This is a genomic window from Streptomyces griseorubiginosus, assembly GCF_017614965.1.
Lineage (GTDB): Bacteria > Actinomycetota > Actinomycetes > Streptomycetales > Streptomycetaceae > Streptomyces > Streptomyces griseorubiginosus_B.
Genome location: NZ_WVUG01000269.1, coordinates 1 through 12,223, shown reverse-complemented (window position 1 = coordinate 12,223; position 12,223 = coordinate 1). Strand labels below are relative to the sequence as shown.

Annotated in this window: 14 protein-coding genes; 3 read left to right on the top strand and 11 right to left on the bottom strand. The window is 68.8% G+C overall.

Annotation, left to right across the window (positions count from 1 at the left end; genetic code table 11):
* Positions 1-23: 23 nt before the first annotated feature.
* The 9 genes from GRC12_RS34255 to GRC12_RS34225 form a co-directional block, all read right to left on the bottom strand.
* The gene (locus GRC12_RS34255) at positions 24-761 is read right to left on the bottom strand and encodes an SDR family oxidoreductase (RefSeq protein WP_208783743.1); all 738 of its coding nucleotides are present in this window, start codon (positions 759-761) and stop codon (positions 24-26) included.
* 230 nt (positions 762-991) lie between these two features.
* Positions 992-1,249 (bottom strand): WhiB family transcriptional regulator, encoded by a 258-nt coding sequence (locus GRC12_RS34250; protein WP_208783741.1) that lies wholly within the window; start codon positions 1,247-1,249, stop codon positions 992-994.
* Positions 1,250-1,409: 160 nt separating this feature from the next.
* Positions 1,410-1,916 (bottom strand): SsgA family sporulation/cell division regulator, encoded by a 507-nt coding sequence (locus tag GRC12_RS46545; protein ID WP_280117559.1) that lies wholly within the window; start codon positions 1,914-1,916, stop codon positions 1,410-1,412.
* Between the two features lie 385 nt (positions 1,917-2,301).
* Complete coding sequence (locus GRC12_RS47155; RefSeq protein ID WP_439959921.1) at positions 2,302-2,436, bottom strand: hypothetical protein; 135 nt, start codon at positions 2,434-2,436, stop codon at positions 2,302-2,304.
* Positions 2,437-2,460: 24 nt separating this feature from the next.
* Positions 2,461-3,015, bottom strand: coding sequence for an alpha/beta hydrolase (locus tag GRC12_RS47150; RefSeq protein ID WP_439959920.1), 555 nt, complete (start codon positions 3,013-3,015; stop codon positions 2,461-2,463).
* Positions 3,012-4,121 carry an alpha/beta hydrolase gene (locus GRC12_RS47145; RefSeq protein WP_439959922.1) on the bottom strand — a complete coding sequence of 370 codons (1,110 nt, stop codon included), beginning with the start codon at positions 4,119-4,121 and terminating at the stop codon, positions 3,012-3,014. The genes GRC12_RS47150 and GRC12_RS47145 overlap by 4 nt, the downstream gene beginning before the upstream one ends.
* A complete protein-coding gene (locus tag GRC12_RS45955; RefSeq protein WP_244374217.1) occupies positions 4,122-4,406 on the bottom strand; it encodes a hypothetical protein in 285 nt (94 codons plus the stop codon).
* A gap of 113 nt (positions 4,407-4,519) precedes the next feature.
* Positions 4,520-5,761 (bottom strand): helix-turn-helix transcriptional regulator, encoded by a 1,242-nt coding sequence (locus GRC12_RS46785; protein WP_308286703.1) that lies wholly within the window; start codon positions 5,759-5,761, stop codon positions 4,520-4,522.
* On the bottom strand, positions 5,722-7,278 hold the full coding sequence (locus tag GRC12_RS34225) for an AAA family ATPase (protein WP_208783739.1): 1,557 nt from the start codon (positions 7,276-7,278) through the stop codon (positions 5,722-5,724). The genes GRC12_RS46785 and GRC12_RS34225 overlap by 40 nt, the downstream gene beginning before the upstream one ends.
* Positions 7,279-7,647: 369 nt before the next feature.
* Here GRC12_RS34225 and GRC12_RS34220 point away from each other — a divergent pair, with 369 nt between their 5' ends.
* The 3 genes from GRC12_RS34220 (at position 7,648) to GRC12_RS34210 (ending at position 9,565) form a co-directional block, all read left to right on the top strand.
* Positions 7,648-7,959, top strand: a complete 312-nt coding sequence (locus GRC12_RS34220) for a helix-turn-helix domain-containing protein (RefSeq protein ID WP_208783738.1) — start codon at positions 7,648-7,650, stop codon at positions 7,957-7,959.
* A 314-nt stretch (positions 7,960-8,273) separates the two neighbouring features.
* The gene (locus GRC12_RS46540; RefSeq protein ID WP_308286704.1) at positions 8,274-8,600 is read left to right on the top strand and encodes a recombinase family protein; all 327 of its coding nucleotides are present in this window, start codon (positions 8,274-8,276) and stop codon (positions 8,598-8,600) included.
* A 23-nt stretch (positions 8,601-8,623) separates the two neighbouring features.
* Complete coding sequence (locus GRC12_RS34210; protein WP_244374215.1) at positions 8,624-9,565, top strand: hypothetical protein; 942 nt, start codon at positions 8,624-8,626, stop codon at positions 9,563-9,565.
* Positions 9,566-10,020: 455 nt separating this feature from the next.
* Here GRC12_RS34210 and GRC12_RS34205 read toward each other — a convergent pair whose 3' ends face one another.
* The gene (locus GRC12_RS34205) at positions 10,021-10,437 is read right to left on the bottom strand and encodes an AtzH-like domain-containing protein (RefSeq protein WP_244374214.1); all 417 of its coding nucleotides are present in this window, start codon (positions 10,435-10,437) and stop codon (positions 10,021-10,023) included.
* 94 nt (positions 10,438-10,531) lie between these two features.
* Positions 10,532-12,223, bottom strand: a 1,692-nt coding sequence (locus GRC12_RS34200) for a regulator (protein WP_308286702.1), incomplete at its 5' end; no start/stop codon positions are given.

Sequence of the window (12,223 nt, the reverse complement as noted above, 5' to 3'; positions counted from 1 at the left end):
CAGGGGAAGGGAGGGGGAAGTGGTCAGGCCAGGCCGCCGTTTGCGTACAGGATCTGTCCGTTGATCCAGCGCGCCGGGCCGGCGAGGAACGCGACGGCTTCCGCGATGTCCTCGGGCGTGCCCAGGCGCTCCAGCGGCGCGGCCTTGGAGAGGTTGTCGATCGTGGCCTGGTCCTTGCCTTGAAGGAACAGGGGGGTGGCGGTGGGACCGGGGGCCACGGCGTTGACGGTGATGTTCTTGCCGCGCAGTTCGCGGGCCAGGACCAGGGTCATGGCCTCGACGGCGCCCTTGCTCGCTGCGTAGGCGCCGTAGGTCGGGAACTGCAGGCGGGTCACCGAGGTCGAGAAGTTGATGATCGCGCCGCCGGGCCGCACCCGCCGGGCCGCCTGCTGGGAGACGACGAAGGTGCCGCGGATGTTGGTGCGGTGCATCCGGTCCAGATCGTTCAAGTCCAGCGTGGCAATTGGCGAGAGCAGCATGATGCCCGCTGTGTTGACGACGACGTCGATGCCGCCGAACTCCTGTTCTGTGGCGTCGAACGCCGCCGCCATGGCGTGCTCGTCGGCGACGTCACCGCCGACCGCGACCGCCCGGCCGCCCGCGGCGGTGACCGCAGCGACCGTGTCCTCGGCGCGGTCCTTGTTGCCGGCGTAGTGGACGCCGACGGCGATGCCGTCCTTGGCGAGGCGCTCGACGACCGCGCGGCCGATGCCGCCGGAACCGCCGGTGACCAGGGCGACACGGGTGGTGGTGTCCGTCATGGTGATCCGTCCTTCGAGTGATGCCCAGCCGCCGGTGTGGGCCGGGGTCGACTGTGGAGGGGCTGAGGGTGGGGATCGGCGTTCGCTGCCGAGAGTGGCCATGAGGGAGCCGTTCAGAACTCGCCGACGGTGGCCCCAGCGGGACCGGCCCGGATTGGTCCGCCAACAGCTGGCGGCGTGTCGACAATGAAGCTGGAGCGTCGAAACACCGCCGTGAGCGTAAGGGCCGGCTAGCTGCTTTCCTGTTGGGTTCTGTTGCGAGCGGCGCGACGCTTCAGTGCACGACGCTCCTCCTCAGTCAAGCCACCCCATACACCGGTGTCCTGGCCGGAGTCGAGCGCCCACTGTTGGCACTCCTCCGTAACGGGGCAGACACGGCACACAGCCCTGGCCTGTTCCATCTGCAGGAGTGCCGGACCGGAGTTGCCGACGGGAAAGAACAGCTCAGGGTCCGCCTCACTGCATGCCGCCCTGAAGCGCCAGTCCATGACGATCCCTCTCTCTGACAAGCAATTTTGGGTGGAAGAGATGGGCAGGCCGGTCGGGCCCGGCGCTTTTCCCGGTTCGTCCGGTGACGGCCCGGCCTCGTGCCCACGGTCATTGACAGGGAACTGAATCGGGCAGCCTCGGGTCATGCGGCCTGGATGGTCACCCGACGTCGTGGACGAGACGCGAAACGAGAAGATCGAGGTTGAGGTGATGGTGCTCCGTACCGAGGGGCACGGCTTGGCAGGTCCGCTTGAGGAAACCGGCGATCATCCGGGCCGGGGCCTCCAGTACGACGTACACCTGGTGAGGTTTCAGAGTGATCTGCACGGTGTCAAGGCCGTTGTGGCGGCAGGGGCTGATCTGCACATTGCCGGCGCCGATCGGCTCGAGCAACCCGCCGATGAGCAGCGTGCGGGCGAAGATCCAGTCCATCGTGTAGTCGTCCATGCGGAAGGTGATGCGCACGGCGTAAGGGTCTGTGCTCTTGTAGCAGAGGTCTCCCGGAAACCAAACAGTCCGCTCGTCCGGGACGACGAGTCTGAACGGCACAGGTTCGGAGCTGATCACGACCGGTCCGTGTGGTGTATCCGTCCCCTGTCCGGATTGCAGACTCGGCTTGCGCCGGTCCTCTGACTGATCGCGCGGGCCGGTCGAATTCTGACTCATTGGGTGTCCTCCCCTGCTCGAGCGGCCCCTGGTTATGAGGAATGCGGCCCTCTTGTGAGGGCTGTCTGGTTGTCTGCTCTCCCATTGCGGCCAAAAGCAGAAAGATCAATTCCGGTTGTTAGCGGGTGCCGCGCGGGGACCACAACCGCTCGTCGCTCCACACGGAGCGCCGGCTTCCTACATTCGCCCCCGCCCTGCGGAACGGGTGCCCGTCAACGTCCGGCGACCAGGTCAGCAACATCTCGGCCTTCTCGCTGGGAAGCGAGCAGGCCGACTGCGGACAGTAACGCAGTGGATAGGACGACGGACACCTGTCCCCCCTTGACATCGTGATCGACGGAAAGAATCGGAGGAAGCGGCCGGCGAGCCGACGGCCACCGAAAGCTCAGGAATGCAACACGTCGTAGAGGAAATCGCCGCCCTGCTGGGTCGCGGCCCGGGCGGCGTAGGTGTCCCGCAGCGCGTTTATGACGGTGAAGCCATGGATGGTGCCCCGGTAGCACACCGCCGTGGTCGGCACGCCGGAGTCGCGTAGCTTGGCGGCTTACGCCTCGCCCTCGTCGCGCAGGACGTCCGCTTCGGCGACGATGACCAGTGCCTGCGGTAGCCCGGCCAGCTGTTCCTGGTTCGCCCGTAGCGGTGAGGCGGTGATCTCCGCACGGTCGACGGGATCGGTCGTGTACTGGTCCCATAACCACTTCATCTCCTCGCGGCGGAGGAAGTAGCCACTGGCGAACTGCTCGTAGGAACCGGTGTCGAAATTCGCGTCGGTGACGGGAAAGAACAGCAGTTGCGCCACGAGTTCGGGACCCTTGCGCTGCTTTGCCAGGAGAGCGGTGGCCGCGGCCATGTTGGCGCCGGCGCAGTCTCCGGCCACCGCGGTGCGGGCCGGGTCGAACCCGTGGGCGGCTCCCTCCTGCGAGAGCCACAGCAACGTCGCGTAGATCTCTTCGGTCGCCGTGGGGTCCTTCGCTTCGGGCGACAGGCTGTAGTTGACGAAGACCGCGGCGGCCTGTGCGCGTACGGTGAGTTCGCGGACGAGCCGGTCATGGGTGCGGGCGTTCCCGAACACCCAGCCACCGTGCCCGTACAAGATCACCGGCAGAGGTCCCTGGGTGTCGACCGGGCGGAAGACGCGGACCGAGACCCGGCCCGACGGACCTCGCGGGATGAGAAGGTCCTCCACCTCGGCGTCCACAACCGGTACGTCGCCGTCCTGCACCCTGTCGCCGGCCTTACGTCCCTCGACCAGGCCGACGTCGTCAAGAAGCGGAAGGTGCGCGGTCGCGTCGGCGAACGCCTGCGCGCCCGCTTCGAGAACCGCCTCGGCGATGGACATCCTGCTCTCCAGGTGAAGGACGTGCCGCCGTAGGCGGCCTCACGGCGTTCACCCTGCCAAGCCCCTGGTCCGCAGGCATCAGTAAGTTGACGGTCGATTCCCCTGACAGCCGCGCGAACAGGGCAACCACGGCGTCTGCCGTACACCGAGCCAGTCGTGTACCGGCGGGCCAGGGCGTCTTCGAGGAAGCGGCCGCCCTGCCTGATCGCGGCCCGCGTGGGCAGACTGTTCCACAAGGGGTTCAGGAAGACGAAGTCGTGCACCGTCCCCAGATAGCGAACGGCGGTCACCGGCACACCCGACAGCCGCAACAAGCAGGCGTACTGTTCGCCCTCATCCCGTACGACGTCCGCTTCCGCCGACACGACCAGGGCGGCAGGCAGTCCCGCGAGATCCGTCGTAGTGGCCCGCAGTGGCGTGGCCGTGGGCTCGGCGAGCTCACACTCGTCGTCGGCGTACTGCCGCCAGTACCACTCGACGTTCGCGCGCGTCAGCAGGTATCCGTACTCGAACTCTTCTCGCGACACGGTGTCGACGTCCGGGTCGGTCATCGGGTAGTAGAGCAACTGCGCGCGGATGCGGGGGCCGCCGCGCTGTTTGGCCATCATGGTGGGCGCGGTGGCCATGGTCGCGCCGACGCAGTCGCCGGCCACCGCGAACCTCCGCTCGTCCAGGGCCAGTTCGGCCGCTTGTTCGGCCACCCACGTCGGTACCGCGTACGACTCCTCCAGCGCCATCGGATATCGGGCCTCCGGGGTGCGGGTGTACTCGGGCACCACGAAGGCGGCGCCACTGGTGGCCGCCAGCTCGCTGATCAACCGTGCGTGGGTCCGGGCGTCGCCGAGCATCCACCGGCCGCCGTGCAGTTACGCGACCACGGGAAGGGGACTGGTCGGCCGCGTCGGCCGGAACAGCCAGAAGCCGACGAGCCCGGAGGGACTCACCGCTGCCAACCTGGACTCGGCGTCCACGTCGAAGTCGTCACACGCCTGGCCCTGCATCTCCGGCAGTGCCTGCCGCCCGTCCACGGGACCCAGCTGGTGCAGGTAGGGCGGCCCGGCCGAGGCGTCGACCAGCCGCTGAACAGCGGGGTCGAGGACGGTGGAAGATCGGCCGGATCCGCCGGTGACCCTGGCGGAGTGGGGATTCATGTGGCTCCCTGCAACATGACGATTGACCGCCCTCTGGCCTTCCGCCGACGGCTACGGGGGGTGAGGCAGCGCCGCGGCAGCGCATCCCTTCACCATACGGTTCACCACAGCGGTCACCAGTCCGCGAACAGGCTTCGGAGTTGGTGGCGGCTGCTGACACCCAGCTTCGGATACACGTTGTACAGGTGGGAACTCACCGTGCGAGGAGACAGCTTGAGCTGCTCGGCTATCTCCCGGTTGCGCAGGCCCCGCGCCGCCAGCCGTACGATCTCGCGCTGCTGGGCAGTGAGCTCTGCCAGTGGATCGGCTTTGGCGGGCGCGGTAGCCACGCCGCTGGCCCGTAGCTCCACCCGTGCTTCCTCGGCCAGGCCGGCCGCCCCAAGCCGGGTGAACGACTCCAGGGCCGTGGTCAGGAGGGGGCGGGCGTCCAGGGGGCGCCGCCGCCTGCGCAGCCACTGCGCATAGTGGAGCCTTGCCTGCGCCCGTGCCAGCGGCCACTGATCGCCCGCTGGGTTGACCGTGGCAAGCCGGAAGTGGCGTTCGGCATCCTCGGGGTCGCCGGTCAGTGCGGCGGCATGATGCATCAGCAGAGTCATCCGGGTCGTCGGCTGCGGCCCCATCGCCTCGCTCACCGCCGCGAGGACGTGCGCGGCCTCCTCCTGCCGGCCCGTGCGCTGGGCGGCCGCCACGAGGTCGGTGACCGATCGGGGGGACAGGAAGTAGTGCAGAGGTGTGCCGTCCTCGCCGAACAGCTGCCGGAAGTGCCGGAACGCGCCGTCGAAGTCGCCGGCCGCCGCGGCACCGGTGCCGGCGGCCCGCAGCAGGAGTGCGTGGGTGGCGCCGTTCTCCTCCAAGTCGACCGCCGTCCAGGAAGGGGCCGCTGGCATGCCTGCGGCTTCCCCGCGCAGCGCACTCAGCGTCATCCGCAGCGCCTCCACGTCTATCTGGAGGTGCCTCAGCTTCCGGACGGCGGCCAGCGTCGCGGTCTCCTCCAGATGCTCGTCCGCCTCCGCCCACCGTCCGGTGTCGATCAGTGCCGAGCACATCGCCGCCAGCGAAAGCGCGGCATAGCCTTCGGACCCGTACGCTCTCATCATGGCGTACGCCTGCCGGAGCGACCCCACACACAGATCGGACTCGTCGGCGTACCAGGCGAGCCTGCCGAGACTGTGCACCCGGATCATCTCCGCTTTGCCGGGCGGCGGTTCCGGCAAGCCCGTCCGCCGACGGATCCTCCGCAACAGGTCGGCGGCTTCGGTCGGCTCGGCCCCGGCCAGGTTCACGGCCCGCGCCGCGTCTGCCGTCTCCTTAATGGTCAGATCCGGATAGGGCGTGTCAGGGTTACCGTCCTGCACTCCGTCGAGCAGGGCTGCGATCGATCCTCTGACCTCGGGCAACCCTGACTGAAACGCAACGGGCTGGAGCATGGAGGCCAGGTGGAGCACGTCGCACCGTCCCCTGGGGGAACTGGCTCCAGCGCGCTCATCAGTACCCGAAATGCCTGGCGCTGGTGGCCGAGCAACGACAGGGACATCCCGGCGCCGCAGGCCGCGACCCCCAGCAGGTTCCGGTCCTCGGTCAGCGCGGTGACCTTGTCATACAACTCGCGCACCCACGAAGGGTCTCCGGCCCACTGGGCGGCTCTCAGGGCCTTGGCATACCGGCGCGCCTGGTCGGCGGCCGCGGGACTGCACTGCGCCGACCGCTCGAGCGCCTGTGCCGTCGCGAAGAGGCCCCCGCGCCGTTCGGCGAGTTCGGCGGTGTCCTCCAGGGCCGCCGCCACGGACTCGTCCTGGCCGAGGCACGCGGCGGCCAGGTGCCACGCCCGGCCGGCCGGGTCAGCCGTGGGAATAGCCGCCAGATCCCGGTGGGCCTGCTGCCGGAGGTGGGCGGGGGCCCCATGATAGGAACCGGCGCGTGCCAGCGGATGCCGGAAAACCACCCGCCCGTCGGCGACACTCACGAGGCCGACCTCCTCGGCCGGGGCCCAGGCCCCCAGATCCGCCCCCGCGCCGGCCGCAGCCATGATCATGGCGAGGTCTTCGTACGCCGACGCCCCGGCGTACAGAAGCAGCCGCTGGGTCAGCTCCGGCAGGCCGCGCAGGCGGGCGGCGTACAACTGCTGAATGCGTTCCGTCTGCGGCAGTCCGCCACCGGGCAGTACGCCCGCCCCGCTCATTCCGGCCGCACGGCACAGTTCGACGATGGCCAGCGGGTTTCCCTCGGCCTGCCGCAACAGGTCGCTGCGCGTCCGGCCTGTGGGCGCATGCGGCTGAGCGTCGACGAGTTCAGCCGCGGCCTGTTCGCTCAGCGGCTCCAACAACAGAGTGCCCACGTCCGCCGGAGCCCCCTCGGGGATCGTCTGCCCGCGTGCAGCCAGCAGTAACGGCACGCCCTGTGCCGTGATCCGGCGCATCACGAAGCTGAGCACATCGAGCGAGTCCCGGTCGAAGTGCTGGACGTCGTCCACGGCCAGCAGGACCCGCTGCCGGTTGCAGACCCCGGTCAGCAGCGTCAACACCGCCATACGCAGAGTCAGGGGATCGGCCGGCCCTTCGGCCGGAGCGAGGCCGAACGCTGTCTCAAGTGCCGTACGGAGGTGGTCGGGCAGCGCGGTGATGTCAGGCAGAACGGGGAGGAGCAACAGGTGCAGGGACGCAAAGGACTGTCGCGACTCGGCCTCGATGCCCCGGGCCGTAAGGACCAGTGTTCCGCTGTCCCGCGCATGCCCGACGGCGGTCGCCAGCAGGCTCGACTTGCCTGTACCGGCCTCGCCCAGCAGGAGGAACGGCCGTTGTTCGCCACGCCCCTCCACGACATCCGTGACCTGAGCGATCTCGGCCTGGCGACCGACGAGCGGTATGCCAGGCACCGGGCGGTGCGTGGTGCTGGGCCCAACTCTCATGGGAGCCCTCCGTCAGGACAGCCGCCATGGCGGGGTGACATCGTCGAACAGTCCGGGCACGATGCCCCCTTTTTTTTCGCGCATTTCGAATTCCTACACCCGCCCCACACGGTGGTGACCGACTGGACGTGTAAACGGATCGTACAACTTCCGTTTGCGCTACCGGGAAGTACCGAAAGGCTTCCTCACTCGCTCCCCGACATGAGCTCGACGATGACGCGGTCCAGGTCGATATGGAGCGCCTCCGCGCCGGTGGTACGACCCGAAACTTGCCGTTGCCGAAGACGGCGCCGTGCTCCTTCTTGGGATAGAGCTGAGCGAACTTGTACCGTCCCCGTGGCCCAAGCAGCTGCGGCCTTCGGGTTCTGCCGGCACACCTTCTATGTGATCGCCGCCGCGCTGGACGAAGGCGGGCCGGCCGCGCTGGTGCCGGGCAAGCCCGGCCCGAAGGGACCGCGAAAACTCACCAAGGAGGTCATGGAGTTCATCGAACAACTCCGGGCCGGCGATGCCTCGTTGCGGCCGCCCCAGCTGGCGGAAGCGGTCTTGGAACGGTTCGGTATCACAGTTCATCCGCGGTCGGGGGAGAAAGTCCTGGCCAGGCGGCGCGAGCCACGCTCTGCGGAGGAAGTCCATCGCCGTTGGTGAAGCGGTGTCCCGGGCAGGCGGGGCCGAAATGGCCCGGCGGTATGAGGACCTGCGGGCCGCGGTCCTCGGCGGTGTCGACCGGGGATCCCGGCACGGGTGGGCGGTGCTGGCCCGCTCCGGTATGGCCGCCTGGACCCAGGCAGTCGCCCCCAATCTCCGTGTCGCTGCAGGCCGTTCGGCACGAGCCGTCGGCGCCGGTCGCAGTGGCGGGCGAGTTGGTGGAGGTGTTGGCGCGCATGGCATGGACGGCGGCCGGAGGTTTGTCGCAGCGGATGACCACAGCAAGGCGGTGACAAGGAGGGTTCCCCTCCCGTATCCGCACCGGTCCACGCAAGGGCGAGCTGGTCTGGGGCCCGCTCAAGCACTGGCAGGTCCTCAACGTGCTGCACAACCCGCCCTATGCAGGGGCATTCTGCTATGGACGGCGCAAAGTCGAACGCAGTGTCGACGGCAGGACCCACATCCGACTGTTGCCCCGCGAGCAGCGGGACACTCTCATCCAAGATCACCACGAAGGTTATGTGACCTTCGCCCGGTGGGAGTCGAACCAGACCGCACTCGCCGCGCAGGCCGCCTCCCGCGGCCTGGAGCGGACCGCGACCGCACCCCGCGAGGGCCCGCGCTGCTGCAGGGCCTGGTGATCTGCGGCCGCTGCGGCCGACGCATGACCATCGCCTATCACCTGCGGCAAGGCCGCGAGGTCTCCGACTACCGGTGCATGACCCACGCCATCCAAAACGGCGGCACAGTCTGCCAGCGCATCCCCGGACCCGGCATCGAACAGGCCATCGCCTCCCTGCTGTTGAAAGAACTGACCCCGCTCGCCGTCGAGGCCGCCCTGAAAGTCACCGACCGCCTCTCCGCCCAGGCCGCCGACGCCGACCGACTCCGCTCCACCCACCTCCAACGCACCCAGCACCGCGCCGACTTGGCCAAACGCCGCTTTCTCGCGATCGATCCCGACAACCGTCTGGTCGCCGACAGCCTGGCAGCGGACTGGAAGGCGGCCCTGCGCGAGGTCGCCGCAGCCCGCAAGGACATCGAAAGCGCCCGCACCGAAGCCGAACCCGTCAACGAGGCGCTGCGTGAGAAACTGGCCCAGCTGGCCGACGACGTGCACCGCCTCTGGCACGATCCGGGCACCCCGATGCGAGAACGCAAACGCATCGCCCGCCTGCTGATCACAGACGTCACCCTCATCAAGGCCGAACGGATCACCGCTCAGGTCCGGTTGTCCGGCGGCCGGCACCACACCCTCGACCTGCCCCTCCCGCTGGGCGGCGGGAAACTGTGGCAGACCCCGAAGCCCATCGTCGCCGCCATCGACACCCTCCTCGAGGACCACACCGATGCGGAGATCGCCGACATCCTCAACCAGCGCGGCCTGACCAGCGGCAAGGGGCTGCCCTTCCACCGGCTCATGGTCCGCGATATCCGCCAGGACTATCAGCTCACCAGCCAGGATTCTCGCCCCAACCCCCATGCGGGGCAGACGGACCAGGAGCGTCGATCGACTGCTGCGCTCGACCAGCCTGCCGATCGCGGACCGAGCAGATGGACAGAGGTCCGCCGAGACGATCTCGGCGTGGGCAACCGTGCTGGGTAAGAACTGGGCCTGCAGCATGCCGGGCGCGTCGCCGGGTCGGCAGCAACCGGCTCGCCGAGGATTAGCACCCGGTAGGCCATCTCACCGGAGAACACCAGCGTGTTGGGGAGGCCCATCAGGTCACGTGTGCGCGAGCCGATGCCGTCGGCGCCGATGAGCACGTCGCCGGCAGGGCGGCGCCCGTCCTCGGTGACGGCCACGGGACGCTCAGGGTCGGTGCGGTCCAGCTCAACGGCCTTGCTCCAGGTGTGCACCTCCACGAAGCCGCGACCACCTCGTCGAAGCGGTCTGCGGAGCGGCGTTCTGGGCTCCGGGCAGCAGCGGCAACACTTGGCGCAGCCGGCTGTGGTCGTCTGCGGAGAACATCCGCCGTCGCACTGGGAATGGGGCGATCCGGTCACCGTCCCCGGGATGTGTCAGGCGGCCTGTCTCGTCGGCATGGCCACCAAGGCCCTTCACGCGCCCGGCCGGGAGGTCTCGTCCGGCACCTCCGACACATGGGCGCTGACAATGCGCCAGCCTACGGGGAAGCGAGTCCACGACTGCGTCTGGCGGCCGACGGCGTTATCCCCGGGGTAGGCGAACAGGGTGGTGACCACCGCGTAGTCGGTCCCGAACGTGCTGATTCTGGTGTCGAAGAGTTTTCTGCCCGGGGGAAGCGGCGGTTGTTGCCGTCGCCAGTTCCGGATTTCCTCGATCCCGGCCTGCCGGTCGGCGATACCGAAGCGGACCGTGTCGGGTGAGGTCCAGAAGTACCCGGTGACGCCTTCGTGGTCGTCGGTGACCAGGGCTTCCTCGTAGCCAGCGAAGGCCGCCGTCACTTCAGCGACCGTCTGTGGCAGGTCCACATCCATCCGCTCTCCGTTGGTCATGGGTCCGGTCCGTCCTCGCGCGGCCGTGCAGCCAGGTGGTCACCCGGCCGCACGGAAGTCGCCTTGAGTCGTTGTCAGTTGTGGTGGGCCATCGTCAGTCGGTGGCCGCCGATTTGTGCGGCTCGGCGGTCTCGGTGGTCGCGTCCGGCAGGATGCCGACGCCGGCCGGCGCGGTTTCCGGGACCGGGTCAGGTCCCTGCTCGTCCTCCGGCTCTGGCGCCGCAGCGGCGGAGGAGCCGCCGCCGTGCAGCCGCTCGAGTTCCAGTTCCTCGGCGTCCGGCTGGCGGGGCGTCGGCCGGGTCAGGGCGAAGGCTGCGCACAGGACGGCGGCGAAGAGGTAACCGAGGCTGACGCTCCCGCTGGCGTTCCAGTCGATTTTCGGGGCGTGGATGAGCCCGATGAAGGAGAGCGCCGCTCCGGCCAGGGCCACCGCTGCCGCCGGAACGAAGCGTTTGTCGATGACGAACGCGACGAGCGCGCCCAGGATCAGGCCCGCCAGGATCGCGCCCTGGCCGAGGACCATCAGCCCGTGGTAGACGACACCTGACGACTCCAGACCCGCTTCCCCGACCTTGGAGGCGTTGGTGCCGGCGGCTGCGAGGGCGTTGTCGATCTGGCCGACGGCCCAGGAGGCCAGGTTCGGCACGAGTGCGGCGACGACGGCCGCGGCGTGTGCCTTGGGTGACAGCTGGAAGGCCTGGGCGCCGATGAGCAGGCCGATGTACAGCAGGATGGGCACGATCGCGGCGACCGGGAAAATCGCACCCAACAGGCTGAACATGCCCAGGAAGCACATCAGGGCGATGACCGCGCCGGTGGCCAGCGAGTAGCCGGTGCGCCCGCCGGCCTTCTTCCACCCGGGGTGACCGACGTACACGGCGGGCGGGAAGGGTGAACCGAGGGCCGAGCCGATGACGGCGCCCGCGCCGTCGGCCAGCAGTACCGAACGCAGGTTGTAGTTGTCACCGGCGGCAGCGGCGCTCTCGACGTTGCTCATGCCCTCGGTGAAGTTGTAGACGCCCAGCGGGATGGCGGTGGCGAGCAGCGGTGCGACGTCCGAGAGACCGGAGAACAGCGTGTCGAGGTGGAGGCCCGGGAGGGCGAGGGTGATGTCGTTGGCCGCAGCCGAGACCGCGGAGCCGTCCATCGCTCCGCCGACCCAGCCGATCGCGGTGCCCACCAGGAGCGCGGCGAGTCCGATGGGGATGTTGCCGGGCAGCTTCAGATCGGTCATGAGGCCGATCAGGAGCAGCAGGAAGACCGGCAGGGCGATCCACAGGTGGTCCCACATCTGGCCGGCGGGCCGCATGGAGATGAAGGAGACGGAGATGCCGGCGAGGGTGCCGAGCAGGGCGGCCCTGGGTGCGTACCGGCGTATGTACGGGCCCACGAAGGCCCCGATGAGGACGATGACACCGATGATGAAGGCCCAGGCGATACCGGCCTTCCACGCCAGCAGCGGATCCTTGGTCTTGAGGTAGGTCGGCAGCATGATGACGAACACGACGATGAACATGTGCGGCACGCTCGGCCCGTAGGGCATCGCGGTGACGTCCTGCCGGCCCTCCCGCCGTGCGAGTCGGCGGCCGAGGTAGGCGTAGTAGATGTTGCCTGCGATCAGGGCGATGCCCAGGGCCGGCAGGATGGTGTGGAAGACGTCGTCCTCCGGAATCTTGACGACGCCCAGGCACAACCCGGTCAACGTCAGGACATTGACCAGGACGTTGACGGCCAGTCCGAAGAACGCGTTGGTGTCGCCCCGTACCCACAGCGGGAGGGGCAGGGG

Coding starts and splice junctions, on each gene's coding strand:
- GRC12_RS34255 (WP_208783743.1), bottom strand. CDS start 761: ATGACGGACACCACCACCCGTGTCGCCCTGGTCACCGGCGGTTCCGGC.
- GRC12_RS46545 (WP_280117559.1), bottom strand. CDS start 1,916: ATGAGTCAGAATTCGACCGGCCCGCGCGATCAGTCAGAGGACCGGCGC.
- GRC12_RS34210 (WP_244374215.1), top strand. CDS start 8,624: ATGACCATCGCCTATCACCTGCGGCAAGGCCGCGAGGTCTCCGACTAC.
- GRC12_RS45955 (WP_244374217.1), bottom strand. CDS start 4,406: ATGAATCCCCACTCCGCCAGGGTCACCGGCGGATCCGGCCGATCTTCC.
- GRC12_RS34205 (WP_244374214.1), bottom strand. CDS start 10,437: ATGACCAACGGAGAGCGGATGGATGTGGACCTGCCACAGACGGTCGCT.
- GRC12_RS34250 (WP_208783741.1), bottom strand. CDS start 1,249: ATGGACTGGCGCTTCAGGGCGGCATGCAGTGAGGCGGACCCTGAGCTG.